Origin of the sequence: Hyphomonas sp. (assembly GCF_037969335.1) — a bacterium.
GTDB lineage: Bacteria > Pseudomonadota > Alphaproteobacteria > Caulobacterales > Hyphomonadaceae > Hyphomonas.
In genome coordinates this window covers 1-17566 of record NZ_JBBKXE010000157.1, presented here as the reverse complement: position 1 = coordinate 17566, position 17566 = coordinate 1, and the positions used below count along the sequence as shown (strand labels likewise).

General features: G+C 62.0%; 18 protein-coding genes. 6 read left to right on the top strand and 12 right to left on the bottom strand.

What is annotated here, in order from left to right:
* Nucleotides 1-187: 187 nt before the first annotated feature.
* Nucleotides 188-1183, bottom strand: coding sequence for a 2'-deoxycytidine 5'-triphosphate deaminase (locus AADA04_RS12050; RefSeq protein WP_340693519.1), 996 nt, complete (start codon nucleotides 1181-1183; stop codon nucleotides 188-190).
* An 85-nt stretch (nucleotides 1184-1268) separates the two neighbouring features.
* Between AADA04_RS12050 and metZ the strand changes: the two genes are divergently transcribed.
* On the top strand, nucleotides 1269-2471 hold the full coding sequence (metZ, locus tag AADA04_RS12045) for an O-succinylhomoserine sulfhydrylase (protein ID WP_340693518.1): 1203 nt from the start codon (nucleotides 1269-1271) through the stop codon (nucleotides 2469-2471).
* 24 nt (nucleotides 2472-2495) lie between these two features.
* On the top strand, nucleotides 2496-2912 hold the full coding sequence (gene apaG / locus AADA04_RS12040; RefSeq protein WP_340693517.1) for a Co2+/Mg2+ efflux protein ApaG: 417 nt from the start codon (nucleotides 2496-2498) through the stop codon (nucleotides 2910-2912).
* A 6-nt stretch (nucleotides 2913-2918) separates the two neighbouring features.
* On the opposite strand, the gene AADA04_RS12035 is transcribed toward apaG, so the two are convergent.
* From AADA04_RS12035 to AADA04_RS12000, 8 genes are all read right to left on the bottom strand, one after another.
* Nucleotides 2919-3950: a hypothetical protein gene (locus tag AADA04_RS12035; protein WP_340693516.1), complete on the bottom strand. Its 1032-nt coding sequence runs from the start codon at nucleotides 3948-3950 to the stop codon at nucleotides 2919-2921.
* Between the two features lie 199 nt (nucleotides 3951-4149).
* Complete coding sequence (locus AADA04_RS12030; RefSeq protein ID WP_340693515.1) at nucleotides 4150-5289, bottom strand: zinc-binding dehydrogenase; 1140 nt, start codon at nucleotides 5287-5289, stop codon at nucleotides 4150-4152.
* Nucleotides 5290-5428: 139 nt separating this feature from the next.
* A complete protein-coding gene (gene der / locus AADA04_RS12025) occupies nucleotides 5429-6955 on the bottom strand; it encodes a ribosome biogenesis GTPase Der (protein WP_340693514.1) in 1527 nt (508 codons plus the stop codon).
* A 49-nt stretch (nucleotides 6956-7004) separates the two neighbouring features.
* Nucleotides 7005-8354, bottom strand: a complete 1350-nt coding sequence (locus AADA04_RS12020) for a PQQ-binding-like beta-propeller repeat protein (protein ID WP_340693513.1) — start codon at nucleotides 8352-8354, stop codon at nucleotides 7005-7007.
* On the bottom strand, nucleotides 8351-9100 hold the full coding sequence (locus AADA04_RS12015) for a hypothetical protein (RefSeq protein ID WP_340693512.1): 750 nt from the start codon (nucleotides 9098-9100) through the stop codon (nucleotides 8351-8353). Before AADA04_RS12015 ends, AADA04_RS12020 begins: the two co-directional genes overlap by 4 nt.
* A 69-nt stretch (nucleotides 9101-9169) precedes the next feature.
* Nucleotides 9170-10006, bottom strand: coding sequence for a 3-methyl-2-oxobutanoate hydroxymethyltransferase (panB, locus tag AADA04_RS12010; protein ID WP_340693511.1), 837 nt, complete (start codon nucleotides 10004-10006; stop codon nucleotides 9170-9172).
* Nucleotides 10007-10048: 42 nt separating this feature from the next.
* The gene (locus AADA04_RS12005; protein WP_340693510.1) at nucleotides 10049-10411 is read right to left on the bottom strand and encodes a DUF805 domain-containing protein; all 363 of its coding nucleotides are present in this window, start codon (nucleotides 10409-10411) and stop codon (nucleotides 10049-10051) included.
* An 87-nt stretch (nucleotides 10412-10498) separates the two neighbouring features.
* Nucleotides 10499-11074 (bottom strand): NnrU family protein, encoded by a 576-nt coding sequence (locus tag AADA04_RS12000; protein ID WP_340693509.1) that lies wholly within the window; start codon nucleotides 11072-11074, stop codon nucleotides 10499-10501.
* 133 nt (nucleotides 11075-11207) lie between these two features.
* On the opposite strand from AADA04_RS12000, the gene AADA04_RS11995 reads away from it, so the two are divergent.
* Both AADA04_RS11995 and AADA04_RS11990 read left to right on the top strand, forming a co-directional pair.
* Nucleotides 11208-11834 (top strand): sulfotransferase family protein, encoded by a 627-nt coding sequence (locus AADA04_RS11995; RefSeq protein ID WP_340693508.1) that lies wholly within the window; start codon nucleotides 11208-11210, stop codon nucleotides 11832-11834.
* 93 nt (nucleotides 11835-11927) lie between these two features.
* Complete coding sequence (locus tag AADA04_RS11990; protein WP_340693507.1) at nucleotides 11928-12515, top strand: hypothetical protein; 588 nt, start codon at nucleotides 11928-11930, stop codon at nucleotides 12513-12515.
* Here AADA04_RS11990 and AADA04_RS11985 read toward each other — a convergent pair whose 3' ends face one another.
* The 3 genes from AADA04_RS11985 to AADA04_RS11975 all read right to left on the bottom strand — a co-directional run bounded on the left by AADA04_RS11985 (nucleotide 12516) and on the right by AADA04_RS11975 (nucleotide 15190).
* A complete protein-coding gene (locus AADA04_RS11985) occupies nucleotides 12516-13688 on the bottom strand; it encodes an acyl-CoA dehydrogenase family protein (protein ID WP_340693506.1) in 1173 nt (390 codons plus the stop codon). It lies immediately after the preceding gene.
* Between the two features lie 65 nt (nucleotides 13689-13753).
* Nucleotides 13754-14893: an FAD-dependent oxidoreductase gene (locus AADA04_RS11980; protein WP_340693505.1), complete on the bottom strand. Its 1140-nt coding sequence runs from the start codon at nucleotides 14891-14893 to the stop codon at nucleotides 13754-13756.
* A 39-nt stretch (nucleotides 14894-14932) separates the two neighbouring features.
* Nucleotides 14933-15190, bottom strand: coding sequence for a hypothetical protein (locus AADA04_RS11975; protein WP_340693504.1), 258 nt, complete (start codon nucleotides 15188-15190; stop codon nucleotides 14933-14935).
* 203 nt (nucleotides 15191-15393) lie between these two features.
* Between AADA04_RS11975 and AADA04_RS11970 the strand changes: the two genes are divergently transcribed.
* The gene (locus AADA04_RS11970) at nucleotides 15394-16455 is read left to right on the top strand and encodes an extracellular solute-binding protein (RefSeq protein ID WP_340693503.1); all 1062 of its coding nucleotides are present in this window, start codon (nucleotides 15394-15396) and stop codon (nucleotides 16453-16455) included.
* A 5-nt stretch (nucleotides 16456-16460) separates the two neighbouring features.
* A partial coding sequence (locus tag AADA04_RS11965) for an ABC transporter permease subunit (RefSeq protein ID WP_340693502.1) occupies nucleotides 16461-17566 on the top strand: 1106 nt, incomplete at its 3' end.

Genomic DNA, 17566 nt, shown 5'->3' with positions numbered 1-17566 from the left:
GACCCGATGACCCTGCCGACCGCAGACGTCGTCGCCGCTGAACTCGTGAAGCTCGTCTCGGTGGATGAGACACGCACAGGCCAGCGCATCCGCTACCGCGACCTGCATCCGGCGAATGGCTGAGCGGGAGACGCTCCCGAAACCGCTTCTTGTCCGGTCGGCACGGCGTCCCGCATCCTTGGCGCACTCAGATCGCGAAGTGCTTCGACAGCTTTAATCCCTGTCCCTGATAATTTGATCCGGAACCACCATAGAGTCCGGAAGGTTTAGCTGCCATGGGCTCGTAGATCAGTTTGGCAACCGGCTGGCCGTGCTCAAGGATGAAGGGAACATCACGTGAGCGCACCTCAAGGACAGCCCGGCTCCCACCCTTGTTGGTACCGAACCCCGGATCGAAGAAGCCGGCATAGTGCGCCCGAAACTCGCCCAGCTCCGGCGCAATCGGGGCCATTTCAGCTGCCTCAAGCGCCGCGACCTTCACCGTCTCGCGACTGACGAGAATGTAAAAATCCTCCGGATTCAAGACAATGCGGCCATGGCGCGGGAACACCGGTTCCCAGAACTGACCGGCCTCGTGCGCACCGATGCCGCGCAGGTCCACCACACCGGAATGTTGCTTGGCGCGGTATCCGGCCGGCTGGCCTTCGGGCGGCTCGAGGTCGATCGACACCACCCGCTCCTTCAACGCGTCCGGCCGTTTGCGCTTGAAACGCACCTGCGCCAGACGGTCACCCGGCCGCACCATGATCGGAAACGTTCGCGGCGACACTTCCAGGTAAAGCGGCCCGGAATACCCGGTCGGCACATCGTCGAACGCCTTGCCCCTATTCGTCACCAGCCGCGTGAACACATCAATGCGTCCCGTCGAGCTCTTCGGGTTGGCCCGCGCCGATATGCCGGCAGGCAGGCGCAGCGATTCCTGCAAGGGCACGAGGTAGACGCAGCCGGTCTCCAGCACCGCGCCTTTGTCGGTCAGGTCGATCCGGTGCATATGCACGCCCGGCTCCTGCAGCATGTCGGCGACCGTCCGGTCCTTGCCCGGCAGGAAGCTCGCGCGCAGGCGGTAGGCATCCTCAGCGAGGCGCAGGTCGAGGCTCGCCGGCTGGACCTGTCCGGTCTCCAGCGGCAGGTCGCTGCGGATCGCACCCTCAGCGACCAGCGCCGCAATTTCGTGGTCGGGCAAAACGCCCGTTTCCTGCACCATCTCTTGCACCCCTTGTGCTCTCAGGCATAAGACCCAGTGCAGGAAAGACAAGGACTATAACAGCATGGCGAACGGGTCGGATAAATCAGGCAAAGCGAGCTGGAAGCCGGCGACCAAAGCGGTACGCGGCGGCCTGATGCGGTCCGAGCATGGCGAGATCTCCGAGGCACTCTACCTGACGTCCGGCTATGCGTATGACAGCGCCGAACAGGCTATGGCCCGGATGAAGGGCGACGAGCCGGGATTCGTCTATTCCCGCTATGGCAGTCCGACCTGCGAAATGCTGCAGCAGCGGCTCGCCCTGATCGAAGACGCCGAGACCTGCCGCCTCACCGGCAGCGGCATGGGCGCCATTTCCGCCGCCATTCTCGCGCCCCTCAAGTCCGGCGACCGCGTTGTCGCGGCCACGGCCCTGTTCGGCTCGTGTCGCTGGATCATCGCCAACCTGATGCCAAAATACGGCATCGAGACGGTTTTCGTTGACGGTGCAGACCTTGAGGCCTGGGAACGCGAAATCGCCAAGGGCTGCCAGCTCGTCCTGATCGAAAGCCCGGCCAACCCGCTGCTCGACGGCGTCGATATCGAGGCCGTGGCGAAACTCTGCAAGAAAGCCGGCGCCCTGCTGGTGGTCGACAACGTGTTCGCAACCCCGATCCTGCAGCGTCCGCTGGAACTCGGCGCCGATGTCGTCGTCTATTCGGCCACCAAGCATATGGATGGCCAGGGCCGCGTCATGCTCGGCGCGATCCTCTGCGATTCCGAGCGCATGGAAGAGGTGTACGATCCGTACCTGCGCCATGTCGGACCGGCTGCAGCCCCGTTCAACGCATGGGTCGTGCTCAAGGGCCTCGAAACCCTGAAACTGCGCGTCGACGCCCAGAGCGCCACTGCTGCGCGCCTCGCCGACGCCATCGCGGCCCACCCCAATGTCGCAGCTGTGCGCTATCCCCACCGCAAGGATCACCCGCACTACGCCGTCCACAAGCGCCAGATGACGAGCGGCGGCACGATGATCGCCCTGTCGGTCAAGAACGGCCAGGAAGGGGCGTTCAAATTCCTGAATTCCCTGGAGCTTGTCGACATCTGCAACAACCTTGGCGACACCAAGTCCCTCGCCTGCCACCCCTCCACCACCACCCACCGCGCCCTCAACGACGCAGAGCAGGCAGCCATGGGTCTCGACCGCAGCTGGATCCGTTTTTCCGTCGGTTTGGAAGATGCTGACGACCTTGAAGCCGACGTTCTTCACGCCCTTAACAGTGTGTGAAGGAATTCAACGCAATTTCGCATAATGGCACGCCGACACGCTCCCCCGCTGTATGAAGAAATCACGCAAGGCGTGCGCATCCGCGTGCGCCCGAAGTTCATGCATGACGAATCAGAGCCGTCGCGGGGCCGCTTCATGTGGTCCTATACAGTCGACGTCGAAAACGAGAGCGAACAGACCTGGACCATCCTGCGCCGCCACTGGCGCATCGTCGATGCACAGGGCCGCCTGCAGGCCGTCGACGGCGAAGGCGTGATTGGCCAGACCCCGACACTCATGCCCGGTGAACGCTTCAGCTACACGTCCGGCGCGCCGCTTGCGGCACCGTCCGGCATGATGAGCGGCACCTATGACCTGAAAGACGAAAGCGGTTTCGAGATCGTCGCCACGATACCGGTCTTCTCACTCGACAGCCCTTACGACACGTCGCTGCCCAGCTAGGCCGGATTAGTCCGCCGATGGCCCCGGCAGGACGTCGCCCATTTCAATCAGACGAAAGTGCTTCGCCATCATCTCGGGCGTGAAGACGGCCTGCAACTCACCTGAGACCAGCGTTCCGTCCCAGGCTTCAAGCTGGGTTGGCGCGCTTTCGGCAAACAGGACATTGCCGCCCGCCGACTCGCCCAGATAGGCGCCATATTCCTGCAAGGCCCGGGCGATAATCTTGCCCTCGCGCGACAGGTCCGAACCCTCAACATTGAACGCCGGATCGAGCTGGATGCGGGCGCCAAGCGGCATGCCGGCCTGTGGGGCAATATCCGCACTTTCTGCCACCGGCATCGCCATGCTCGCAGGGGAAATGAAGCCGTCGGTCCTTGCGCCCGGATAGGCAAACATCAGGGCATGGGGGATCCGGCCGGAATTGATTTCCTCAACCCGGATCAGGCCCGCTGTCAGCGGAAAGCCGGATTCAAGCGCGCTCGCCGCAAGATTCGGTTGTTCCACGTCATTCCAGGGCGGCGACACGCCGCTGCCGCGCAAATTGGTGATGGCGCCGAAGCCGGTGAACCAACGCCCATCATCGCGCTGGTGGGCTTGGCGCATATCCCATTCCAGGTTCCGCGCCTTGTCCACGATGGCGATATAACCGAGGCCGCCTTTCGGCTCCGCAGACTGGGCACCGTCCGGGATCGGAATCTCGCGAGGCGGCTCGAAACCGCGGCCATATTGGCCCGGATAGATATCCAGGACCTCATGCTTCGGCGTCTCATCCATGTCGATGTAGTAGACCGGCACGGACCATTCAGCGATATTGATATATAGACTGCCATTGCTCGCGAAATCGCTGATCAGCGCCTTGGATTGCGCATCAATATCCGGTTTCGCGGGGATCGGTGTGTTCCATGGGCTCTCGGCTGCGAACGGGCGCCATGTCTTCAGGGGGGGCTCTTCACCTGCCTGTTCTGAAGGCGATGGGGAACAGGCTGCCAAGACCAGCAACGCACCACAAAAAGCGAGATTCCGGATCAAGAACGACATGAACGTTTTCCTTCCAGGCACCCAGAATAGGCCAATTCAGGGATCATACAAATACTTGCACGCTGGCCCGCGAGTTCGGCCTGCGCGTTTCGCCCGTCAAGCGTAATCCACCCGACATAGCGGAAATCGGGCCACACGGGCCCGATTTCCAAGACTGTGACGACGAAATTCCGCGTTCTGCAACGCGCGTCAGACGATGCTATTTGTTCGGGTTGATCAGGTATTTCTCACCCGTTGCACGCCGATTGTAAGCCTCGATGACCGGCAGTTGCAGCGCTTCTGAGAGCGAGATCTCCGACGTATAATGGCTCGCAAACGTCGTCTTGAGCTCTGCACCAACCCGTGCGCGTAGTTTGGCACGGCCTTCAGCGCCGACCTTTTGCAGGAAGGGTGTCAGCAGGAAGCCGCCAACGCCCCAGGCCATGCCCACGCCGGGTGGCAAGGTTGTCGGGCTCATGTCGAGACGGCCATAGATGTAGACCTGCTTGTGGGTCGCCGAACCATAGCGGCTGTATTCCTTGGCGTTGAGGTTCGCTGCCGCTTCCATCGCCACCAGGATTTGCCCGGCCAGCGGGCCACCGCCAATCGCATCAAAGCCGAGAGTCGCACCCGTCTTTGCCAGTGCGGCGATCAGGTCGTCCATGAAGCCGAGCGATGTGGAGTTGACGATACATTTCGCGCCAATGTCCCGCAGGATTTTTTCCTGAGCATCGGAACGCACCACGTTCACCAGATCAATACCGTCGGCGATGCAGATTTTATTGAGCATCTGGCCAAGGTTCGAAGCTGCCGCCGTGTGCAGCAGCGCCGTGTGACCTTCCATACGCATCACTTCAGTCATCGCCAGCGATGTCAGAGGATTGACGAAGCAGGACGCGCCATCGCGGGCCGTCGCACCGTCAGGCAATTCCATGCACTGGGCGACATTCAACATGCGATACTGCGAGTACATTTCGCCGCCGAGACCTGCAACCGTCTTGCCCAAAAGGGCCTGCGCCGCAGGCGACGAACCCGCCGCCACAACTGTGCCCGCACCTTCATTGCCCACCGGCATCGACTGGTCGATGCGAGGAGTCATGGCCCGCAGGCCGGCAGACGAAACTTTTGCGGTGACGACTGGACGGTCCGCAGTCCCCGATGCTTTCGCGGTGCTCATGTCGGCTGCGCCAAGCAACAGGCCAAGATCGGATGGGTTGATCGGTGTCGCTTCGACGCGAACGATCACATCGTCCGGGCCGGGCGTTGGAATCTCCACCTCAGCCAGGGACAGTTCCAGCTCGCCGCTGGACTTTACGTGTGATCTCAGTTGAAGGCCCTTGGCCGGAACGCTGGACGCCATCTTGTCTCTCCCTGATGCAGTGTTTGAAGTGGGTTTTCCACATGACTACACGTTGCGAGAGCCCGCGTCCAAGTCTTGTATTTTTGCGGGACCGATCCTAAGGCGCGGTGAGGTGACGCTGGGTCACCCCCTCGCGACGCTAGTGTTTCGGCTTGTAACGCTTCGACGGTCGCTGCTGCGCGGCTTTGTCGGCATAGGGGTTCTTGCCCTGACGCACGAACAAGCGGATCGGCACGCCGTTCATGTCGAACGCATCGCGCACGCCATTGACGAGATAGCGCTTGCATTGGTCCGGCATCTGGTCACCCCGCGAAGCGATCAGCACGAACGTCGGCGGACGCGCCTTCATCTGCGCCATGTAGCGCGGCTTGATACGCTTGCCGTGCACGGAGGGGGGCGGATGGCGCTCGATCGTATGGCGCAGCCAGCGGTTCAGGTCGCCCGTCTTCACGCGGGCCGTCCAGTTGGCATAGACGCTCACGACGGCTGGCATCAGCTTTTCGATATTCCGGCCCGTCAAACCCGACAGGAACACGATTGGCGCCCCACCGGCGTTCGGCATGAGGCGGTTGGAAAGATCGCGGATATGCTTGGCCGCCGCATCGGGGTCCTTCACGAGGTCCCACTTGGAAATCACCAGGACAATGCCGCGGCCTTCGCGCAGGGCAAGGTCGGCAATCTGCAGGTCCTGCTTTTCCATCGCCTCGTCAGCGTCCATCACCAGCGCGATGATATCGGCATATTTCAGGGAACGGATGGTTTCGCCCGTCGACATGCGTTCCAGTTTTTCCTGCACGCGCGACTTCCTGCGCAGTCCGGCTGTATCGACCAGGCGAATGCGGCGGCCTTCCCATTCCCAATCGATGGAAATGGAATCCCGTGTGATGCCCGCTTCCGGTCCCGTCAGCAGGCGGTCAGATTGCAGCAATTGGTTGATCAGCGTCGACTTGCCCGCGTTCGGGCGACCGACAATGGTCAGCTTGATCGGCTTGTCGGGGCGTACCGGCTCCGGCTCGACGTCGACGTCAGCTTCTTCGATGGCGGCAACAAGGTCGTCATCCGACAGCGTCTGGTCATCGATGTCGATGTGCGACAGCTTGTCGAGAATGTCTTCGCCACCAAAATGCGTGTAGTCAGGCTCGGCCTCTTCGAGCGCCTTCTCGAAGGCGTCCTCGCCCAGCGCCTGACGGATGGCTTCGAACAGGTCTGCCATGCCTTCGCCGTGCTCGGCCGACAGGCCCACCGGTTCGCCAAAGCCCAACTCCCAGGCCTCGTTCAGGCCGTCGCGTCCGGCTTTGCCTTCAGCCTTGTTCGCCGCCAGCACGACGGGAATGTTCGCCTTGCGCAACAGCGCGGCAAAGCTCTGGTCCTCGATCGTCACACCGACACGCGCGTCTATCAGGAACAGCGCAACCTCCGCCTCGGCAATCGCCGCTTCGGTCTGCTCGCGCATACGCGATTGCAGGCTACCATCGTGGACGTTTTCGTAGCCCGCCGTATCGATCAGGATCAAAGGCAGCGAGGCGAGGCGGCCTTCGGCCTGCTTGCGGTCGCGCGTCACGCCAGGCTGGTCATCGACCAGCGCAATTTTCTTGCCTGCGAGCCGGTTGAACAGCGTCGACTTTCCGACGTTCGGACGTCCGAGAATAGCGAGTTTAAGCGGCATAAGCCTGCCCGTTCATACGGTTAACGGGCGGGCTTTTGGGCCGTGCGCCCTATTGGATGGCGATCAGCTTGGCCTCATCAGTGAGGATAAGCAATTTGTCCTGTACGGCGATGGGTTCGAGGTAAGTGGTCGAGCCCAGCTTCACAGAGCCGGTCTGCTGCCCGGTTTGCGGCGAAAAGGCAAGTAGCTCACCTGTTGAAGACACGATCACGACGCGTCCAGACGCGATGATTGGTCCGGCATAGCTGATCTGGCCCTTCTTCTTTTTCTCTTTCTTGAACTTCCGCAGCGGCGTCACCCAATAGGCCTCGCCATTGGCCGGATTGACGGCCGACAGCGTGTCATCGACGCCCAGGATGAACATGTACTGTCCGGCCAGGGCGGGGGCCTGTGTCGAACCCGTTGCAATCGACCAGACGCGCGTACCGCTGCGTCCGTCAATCGCCACGGTCACGCCAGACTGGCTGGATGCGAATACGAGCCCACCCGAAAGCACCGGGCGCGAGCCAATGTCATTGATCTCGGAAATCGGTGTGAACCGCCCGGCCTGCGAGATCGCGTCGGTCCAGAGACGGCGTCCGTTGGAGGCAAGATAGGCAATGATCTCGCCCGACGAATACGGTGCGATCACGAAGTCCTCGACGGCGGCGGCGCTGGAACTGCCGAGCACGCGGGCAGATTCCGCAATCGCCTGATCGCTCCACTCGGTCTCGCCTGTCGCCAGCGTCAGGGCGAAAATTTCGTTATTGTTGGAGGTGACATAGATCCGGCCATCCTTGATGGTCGGTGCACCCGTCATCGGGGCGCCCATCTGGTGCTTCCATTTCTCGGCACCGGTGGCCGCGTCAAGCGCAGCCACAAAGCCAAAACCACTCGCCACGATCAGCGTGTCGCCTTCAACAGCAAGTCCACCACCCAGCGCACTTTTGTCGCGCTTGGAGAGGCCCTTCAGTTTTTTCTTCCACTTCGAACGCCCTGTCGCGAGGTCCGTCGCCACGACCGACTGCTCGGCGTCGAGCGTGAACACGGTCGTTTCGCTGGTCACGGGCGGGGTGGTAAGGGCTGATTTCTTGTCGGAGCCCGCGCCGACATTTGCACGCCACGCAATGCTCAACTGTGGGGCTGCGCTGACATGGCCAACAACCTTGGCGGCATTGGCGCCAGCCTGCGACCAGGCCTGGATCGTCACAGGTTCCGGCAATTCAATCGCCACGCCTGCCAGTTCCGGGTTCGGCTTGATCGCTTCGTCGGTCAGAACCATCGTTATCCGGCCCGCCTTGTCCTCGGCGGCTTTTTCCTTGGCCTTCTTGGTGCCGAAGCTCGGCAGGCTGCTGCACGCCGAAAGGGTCAACGCCGCACCCAGGACAAGGGTGGCGGCGAGTTTACGCGATGGACTCATTGACCAGTCTCCTCAGACTCTACGGGGGCGGGCGCGGGAGCCGGCGCTTCGGCTTCTGTTTCGATTGCTTCGTTTGCCGCGTCCGGGGCCGGTGCAGCCTCTTCAACGACAGGAATGGCGGCGAGCGCGAGTTCGGCCCGGCGCTTTACGCCTGCCGGCGCAGCCGCATCGAAGCGCAGCCGATTGAATTCGGTCCGGGCCCGCGCTGTATCACCTGTGGCAAAAGCCTTGGCCGCAACCAGTTCACGCGCCAGTGCCCCGAGTGGGCCCTCGTCATCAACGAGACTGCCCAGCGTGGCTTCCAGCTCCGTCATCGATTGGCCGTCAGCCTTGAAATAGGCCTTTTTCAACAGGGCGAGGCGGTCAAATGGACTGCCCTCGACGGCGCCAATCGCCGCCAGGGCTTCGGCTGCGCCATCGGCGTCGCCGCCGCCCTCAAACCGCACCTGCGCCAGATAGTTCGCCGCCAGCGGCGCCAGTTTGCTGCCACCTTCTGCGAGTTCCGCAAAGGCTGCCTCAGCCGCGGCATACGAGCCGTTATGAAGCTCGGACAGCGCCTGCTCCAGCTCGAGCGCGCGGGCCGTACGAGCCGCTTCCGCCCGGGGCACGATGACGAATTCGTTCACGGCAACGGCCGCGACGACCAGCGCCACAGCGCCATAGACAAAGAACTGGTAGCGTTTCCACCAGATCTCCAGCCTGTCCTGTCGAATGCTCTCGTCGACTTCTTCGAAAATATCGCTCAATTCAGTCGCTCCGGTGTATTTTGTGACTCGGGCAGGAACCTAGACGGGCGATGCCCACGCTGCAACGTGTCAGCGCTGTTCAGGTTCAGGTTTTCTCAGGGCATAGGTCTCGGCCGCGTCCGGAAACCGGCGGGTGCGGACATCGTCGGCATAGGCCGCCGCCGCATCATTGATGCTGGTGCTCAGGTCCGCATAGCGGCGCACGAATTTCGGCGTCCAGTCGAACAGGCCCAGCATGTCATGCGTGACAAGGATCTGGCCATCGCAGGCCGCCGACGCGCCGATCCCGATCGTCGGGCAGCTGACTTCGGCGGTTATGTCCGCCGCAAGGTCCTCGGCGACGCCTTCGATCACGATGGCAAAGGCCCCCGCTTCGTCCGCCGCACGTGCCTCGGCAATCACCCGGTCGCGCTCGCCTGTCGTACGCCCCTTGGCCCGGAAGCCGCCATCGACATTGATGGCCTGTGGCCGCAGGCCGATATGGCCCATCACCGGCACGCCGCGCTCGACGAGATGGGCAATCTGGCCGGCGGCATAGGTGCCGCTCTCGATCTTGATCGCCTGGCAGCCGGTTTCCTTCATGATGCGCGCGGCATTCAGGAAGGCGGAATCATTGTTTGTCTCATACGACCCGAATGGCATGTCGACGACGACAAAGGCCTCGCTGGAGCCGCGCATCACCGCCTGCCCGTGCAGGATCATCATTTCCATGGTGACGCCCACCGTGGAGGGCAGGCCGTGCACCACCATGCCCACGCTGTCGCCGACCAGCAGCACATCGCAATGTGGGTCCAGCAGGCGGGCCGTTGGCGCGTCATAAGCCGTCAGGCAGACGAGCGGCGTCTTGCCCTTGGCAGCGGCGATGTCCTTGACGGTCTTGCGGCGGGTCTCGGTTTGTTTCGACATGGGCCGCGACTTAGCCTGAGCGGGCCGCGCCTGCAAGCAGGCTCAGCGCGTCAGCAGCTCCGGGCCAAACCGGTTGGTGCGCGTCGTGCCCGGCTGGCAGGCCAGGTAGATATTGTAGAAGGGGATCAGCACCAACAGGCCACTCTGGTCGATATCGTGCATGCGCCGGATGCCGATGGCGATACCCGGGAGCACAAGGGCAAGGCCGACCAGAAGGCTGACCAAGCTGAAAATCGGCCCCAGGTACGGGAGCATCGACAGGATATTGAAGCCCACGAAGATCAGCAGGGTGATCGACACATAATGCCAGAAATCGCGCCGGCTCGCGCGGCCTTCGAAATCGGCATAGTGCTTCATCACCGTATCGACGAAGACCGTCAGGGCGTAGTTGAAATCGTAATTCATGCCGGTTCACTCCCAGAAACGCCAATGCGTTGCAGTGGCGGGCATCCTAGCACCGATGTGTATGTGAATGGTTTAAGCCGGTGGCCATTACATGATCGCGACGCCGAACAGGATCGGGTGCAGCCAGATCAGGATCGCCACGTACAAACCACCGCCAATCACGACAGCGCCCACATCAGACATCACCGAGGACGCCGCATCCTTGCCCGGCCCGTTGTCGCCGCGTTTCTTCACCGCGATCCGGTCGATCACCGCATAGGCCAGGAAACTTCCGAACAGGATCACCGAATTGAGCTCGCCATTGGCCAGAAGGTGCCCGAAGGCCCAGAGCTTCACCGCGACCAGCATCGGGTGCTTCACCGCCTTCTTGATCGCCCCGGTCGGCAATTGCGAGGCCACCAGCAGGATCAGCGATGGCAGCATCAGCGCGAGGTTCACGTGCCGCCCCCAGGAAGGCGCCATATACAGGCTTCCGGCATCGCGCGTGGCGCCAAAGCCCCAGCAGATCAGGACAAATCCCACAAGCGAAACAAGACTGTAGAGCCCCATATACGGCCCGTACCCGAGCTTAGCCTTGATATCCTTGCCCGGCTCGCGCGACCGGAATGTGGTGAACAGGTGCGCCCCGAAAAAGATAACGAGACCAAGGATGAAATACAGCATGAACGTGCCCTCCCAAGGCTTTGGGCGAACCTAGTCTGATCCGTGTCCTTGGGGAAGCACCCTACTTGAATGCGCTTTCAAGCCGCGTAGAATGTTTGATCGGGTCCGTTGCGGACCTTTTGGGGGGACACGAATGACACTATCCGTAATCAGCGCCGGTTTTGGGCGCACAGGCACAATGTCGCTGAAACTGGCACTTGAGCAACTCGGCCACGGGCCATGCCACCACATGGTCGAAGTCATCGAGAATGGCGAAGGCCAGGTTCCACTCTGGAATGATGCGCTCGCTGGCAATCCGGACTTCGACGCGATCTATGCAGGCTACAAATCCGCCGTGGACTGGCCGACAGCCGCCTTCTGGCAGGAACTCGCAAGCGCCTATCCGGACGTGAAGATCATCCTCTCCACCCGCTCGCCCGAAAGCTGGTACAGCAGCATCTCCGAAACCATCCTTGCCACGGTCTGGGCACCAGACAAATGGCCGGCCCCGGCGGTCGAATGGTTCAAGATGGTAACGAAAGTACTGGACCGCAGCTTTGGCGGCGCAAAGGACAAGGACGGCATCATCGCCGCATTCACAGCGCACGAAGCAGCCGTCAAAGCCGCCATCCCGGCAGACCGGCTGCTGGTGCATTCGGCAAAGGATGGCTGGGAACCGCTCTGCGCCTTCCTCGGCGTGCCCGTTCCTGGCACGCCCTATCCGCGCACCAACAGCAAGGAAGAATTCTTCGAGCACATGAAGAAAGCTGACGATCTTTAGCGTTCGGGATGGCGGGGCTTGCTGCCGCCCTGCGTTAAAGCTTCTGGTCGGGCACATGCGTTTTGCCCGGAAGCAGATGATGGAGAACGAGACATGATTTTGAAACGCGCACCCTATGGTTTGGCCGCCCTTGTTCTGCTCTCTGCATGCGGCGAGCCTGCAGCAGGGACCCCCTCGACAGGTAACGGGAGCGAGGCGCCGGAAGTGGCGGACACAAATGCCGGCCCGGTCAACGCCTTCGCTTTCGAGGAGACCGGCACGCAGATGCGCCGACCTGTTCCCGCTGCCGGGGATGTGAGTCTTGCTGGCGGTTGCAACGGCAAAACCCCCATCAGTCTCACCATGTATTCCGGCGCCCCCAACAATGAGACATGGTTCAATGTCGCGTTCGATACAGAAGGCGTCGTCGGCCCCGGCGAGACCGGAACATTCCCGCTCGCGAGCCTCGAATGGGACAATGGCGTGATGCGGCCTGAGACCCTGCCGGAGGACTCGCCTTTCCGGGTGCCGGTCCGGCTCGAGGGCACGGGCACATTGACGCTCGATGCCCATCAAGCCTCGACAAATGTGCGCCGCATGGTCGGGACGCTGAAGGGGCATGTCGCGCAGCATGACGGCATTGAGACAGCCGACTTGACGGTCCGTTTCGACATCAACCTGTCATGCGGCGTCAACTTCTGATCAGTAACTCTTCGGCAGGCCCAGAACGCGTTCGGCGATGAAATTCAGGATCATCTCGCGACTGACCGGCGCGATCCGCGCCAGCATGGCTTCGCGCATCATGCGCTCGACATGGTATTCCTTCGCATAGCCCATCCCGCCATGCGTCAGCACCGCCGTTTCGCACGCGGTAAAGCCCGCCTCCGTGCCGAGATACTTCGCTGCATTCGCTTCCGCGCCGCAGTCCTGGCCGGCATCGTAAAGGCTCGCGGCTTTGTAGGCCATCAGTTCGGCCGCCGACAGTTCGGCCCAGCTGCGCGCCAGCGGATGCTGGATACCTTGGTTCTGCCCGATCGGACGGCCGAACACGACCCGTTCCTGCGCATATTTCGCCGCCCGTTCCAGTGCGGCAAAGCCCAGACCCACACTTTCGGCCCCGAACAGGACCCGCTCCGGATTCAAGCCCTGCAGCAGGTATTTGAAACCCGCGCCTTCCTCCCCGATCAGATGCTCTTTGGGCACTTCCAGATTGTCGATGAACAGCGTGTTGCACTCGACCGCCTTGCGGCCCATTTTCGGGATCGGGCTCGCCTCGATCTTGCCCCGGTCAAGGTCGGTGTAGAACAGCGAAAGGCCAAGGTGCGGCTTGGCGCACTGGTCCTTCGGCGTCGTACGGGCGATGATCAGGATCTTGTCAGCCCGCTGCGCGCCCGTCGTCCATATCTTGCGCCCGTTGATCACATAGCCATTTTTCGTCCGCTCGGCCTTTGTCTCCAGGCTCGACGTATCGAGTCCCGAATTTGGCTCAGTCACGGCGAAGCACATCTTTTCCTGCCCCGAGATGATCTTCGGCAGGTTCTCCTGCTTTTGTTCCTCGGTGCCAAACTTCTCCAGCGGCTTGGGTCCGAAAATATTGAGGTGGATCGCCGATGCTCCGGAAAAGCCTGCGCCTGAACGCGTCACCGTCTGCATCATGATCGCCGCTTCAGTCAGGCCCAGGCCCGCGCCGCCATATTCTTCCGGGAACGCAATTCCCAGCCAGCCACCCTTGGCCATTGCATTGCAGAATTCTTCCGGCCAGTTGCCGGTCTCGTCCGTCTTCAGCCAATAGTCGTCATCGAAAGGCGCAATCGTCTTGGCGACAGCCTCCTTGATGGCCATCTGGTCTTCGCTCATCGGGGAGATCTGGTGCATGCGTTCCTCCTGCTTGGCAGGAGACTTAGGCCGCAGGCGCGCGCCCGTCCAGCACAGCCCCGGCGTCAGGCGGTCGCAGCCGCGAACCGCGCCGGGCTGAAGGCCGCCGCCAGTTCGCTGGTTTTACGATCAAGGATCAGGTCCGCCATGATCTGCGCCGTCACCGGCGCCAGAAGGATGCCATTGCGATAGTGCCCTGCGGCGACGAACGCGCCGGTCTCGCCGAGTGCGCCGATCATCGGCGCATGGTCGGGCGTTCCCGGCCGTATGCCGCGCCACGCTTCGATAATGGGCGCCTCTTTCAGGACCGGACATAATTCATGGGCCGCCACCTCCAGGCCATGAATCGTGTCCCAATCGATCTCGTGACCTGTCACCCCCGGTTCGACCGTGGCACCAACGACAACGCGTCCGGCCTTGGGCACGATATAAAGCGAACCGCAGCGCAGCGTCATCTCCGGCGACTCGGGTTGGCGCAGGAGCGCCAGCATATGCCCGCCCACCGGCTGGAGCGTTTTGAGCGTCGGCACGATATCGCCAAGGGGCGTGTCACCCGCCGTCACGGACGGCGTCTGCCAACCTGCTGCAATGATCACCTCGTCGAAACCTGCGACGGTCAACGCATTGCCAGAGCACACAAGCGGCGCTTCGCCATTCACGAAGACGGCATTCGGGTGCTTTTCCAGCGCGCGGATCAGCGTGTCCACGAGAAGCCGGTTATCGACCTGCCCATCGGTATGCAGAAGCAAGGCGCCGCGATTACCCGGGGAAACCTGGTGTTCATGCGCCAAAGTCTCATCAGGAGACAAGACGTCAAAAGGGATACCTTGCGCATTCAGCGCCGTGGCGAGGCCTTGCATGGCAGCAAGGTCTTGCGTCGTCAGGGCCACAGCGAGGCTGGGGCCTCCAATATGCAGCACATCGCGACCGGTCGCCTCAGCAATCTCACGGGCAAAGCCGGTCCATAAGTCTCCACCTTCCAGGCAAAGATCGAACAGGCGCGGATGAGCCCCTTCCTCTGCGGCGGCCTCATAGGCTGGCGCCAGCATGCCGGCAGCCGCCCAGCTTGCGCCGCGGCCCGGATGGAAATTTGAATCGAACAGCGTGACTTGCGCGCCGCGGTTCGCCAGTTCCCAGGCGCAGGACAGGCCGATAATGCCAGCGCCGATAATGGCGATACGCGGGGAGGAAAGGCTCGGGCTCATCCCGGCACCTCTAAAACACTTGGCCTGGCAGTGAAACGCCTAGGCGGCTGTCGCTTGAAGTTTTTGCTCTTCCCAGAAGTTCAGGAAAGCATCGGCCCAGGTCCGATCCTGGAAGATCAGCCGCTTGCTGATGCGTCCATTCGGCTTGAAGGCCGTGTGCACCATCATGTCCGGCGCGTCCAATTCTGAACCGCTTTCGTCTGAATCCAGCATGTCGACAAAGAAATCGATCGCCATTTCCCACAATGCCTGTTCCTCTGGCGTCCCCAGATCCAGGTCGACTACGACATCATTCATCCCCACCACCCCTGCTATTCTGACCAGAGCGAATTTCTTGTTTACCCCAAAATACGGATTGATTTGAGTCCGTTACGAGGAAAAAATTCAATATTCGCTGGCACTGTGCAAGTTTTGGGCAAAACGTCGCCCCCCTTGATAAGTTGCGATCCATTCTCAACTATGTTTGATAGGCTTGGATCAGACAAGGACAGCGCAAACCAATGAAATTTCCAGCTATTCTCGCCGCAGCGCTCATTTTGGCGGCCTGCGGAAAGCCGGCAGCACCAGGGGCAACACCTGTAGATTCTGCGGCAGAACCGACGGTACAGCGCACAGGTACCTTGAACGTCTATTCGGCGCGCCACTATGACTCCGACAAGCTCATGTACAAAACGTTCGAAAAGGAAACCGGCATCCGGGTCCGCTTCCGCGAGTCCGGTGCTCCGGAACTCATCGAAACCATGAAAGCAGAAGGCGATGCCAGCCCCGCAGACGTGATTATCGCGTCCGATGCCGGCACACTTTTCCGCTTTCAGGACGCTGGATTCACGCAAGGCATTCGATCCGAAACGCTGGAATCGGCGATTCCACCGCATTTCCGCGAGCCTGACGGCAACTGGTTCGGCCTCGCCAAACGCGCCCGGATCATCGTGTACGATCCGTTCCGCCTCCAGCCCGAAGACGTCGACCAGTATTCAGACCTCGCCGATGGCAAGCTTCATGGCGAAGTCTGCATGCGGTCCTCCTCGAATATCTACAACCTGTCCCTGATGGGCGAATTCATCGGTCGCTGGGGCCCCGACAAGGCCGCCGCGTGGGCGCGCAATGTCGTCGCGAACTTCGCCCGGCCGCCGCAGGGCGGTGACACGACCCAGATCGAATCCATTGCGGCAGGCGAATGTTCTGTCGCTCTGATCAACCATTATTACTGGGTCCGCATGGCCACCGGCACGGATGCCGACAAGGCCAAGACAGCCAAGACCAAACTTTCCTTTCCCGAACAGGATGGCGTCGGCACGCATATCAACGTCACTGCTGCTGCCGTTGCCGCGCATGCCCCCAACAAGGACAATGCCGTCCGCTTCATCGAATGGCTGACCACGCCCGAGGGCCAGAGACTTCTGACCAACGAAACCAAGGAATTCCCGATGATCGTCGGCGTGCCGCTCCCCGAAGGTCTCGAAGCCCTCCCGGACTTCAAGCAGAGCCAGTTCCCGCTCCAGCAACTGGGCGAGAATCAGGCCGGGGCGCAGGAAATCTACGACCGGGCCGGCTGGAACTGATCCGTTTGGCCGGGATTATCCCCCTCCGCAATCTTGCCATCCGCGCAAGTGACGGGCCCGCCTTGATGGCGGGCCTCATCATTGGCGTGCCGGTTGCCGCAACCTTTATCGCCGGACTGGTCTTCGGTGGCGGCGATGCGTGGAACCATATCCGCGACACACTCCTGACCGGTTATATCCTCGGCACGATCGGCACGCTTGCCCTGACCGCCGTGTTGATCCTGGTTATCGCCGTACCGGCCGCCTGGCTCATAACCATGTACCGCTTTCCCGGCCGGGGCCTGTTCGAATGGCTGCTCATCCTGCCCCTCGCCGCGCCGGGCTATGTCCTTGCCTATGCCTATGGCGACCTCTTGGGCGTCGGCGGCCCGGTCCAGTCCGCGATCCGCAACGCCACCGGCCTCTCGGCCCGCGACTTCTGGTTTCCCGACATCCACTCCCTGCCCGGCCTCGCCTTCGTCCTGGCTCTTACGCTGTATCCCTATGTCTACCTCACCGCCCGCGCCGCCTTCATCTCGCAGTCTGTCTGCTCGCTCGAAGCGGCCCGCAGCCTTGGCGCCAGCGCCTCACGCAGCTTCTGGCGTGTCGCCCTGCCGGCGGCCCGCCCCGTCATTGCCGCTGGCCTCGCCCTCGCCCTGATGGAAGCGGCTGCCGATTATGGCGCCGCCGAATACCTCGGCGTGCCGACGCTGACCTATGGCATCGTACGCGCCTGGACGAGCTTCGGAGAGCCCGCAACCGCCGCCCGCCTCGCGCTCGTGCTGCTCAGCCTCGTGCTCAGTCTCGTGCTTTTCGAGCGCTGGAGTCGCGGCCGGCGCGGTAGCCAGGCGAGCTCAACCCGCTGGCGAGAAGTGGACCGGGCACCCCTCTCCCTCCCCCTTGCCACCACCGCGACCACCCTGTGCACCACCCTCTTCATTGCCGCCTTCGGCCTACCCGTCGGACGCCTCATCTGGCGCAGTCTCGAGGCGCAAGAAGCCGTCGCACCTGTCGGACAGGCCGTCATCAACACGCTGATCCTGTCGGGTTCCGGCGCCGCCCTCGCCTTTGTCCTGGCCCTTGTCATCGCCCTGTCACAGCGCGCCGCCGGGCCGCTGCCGCGCTTCGCTCG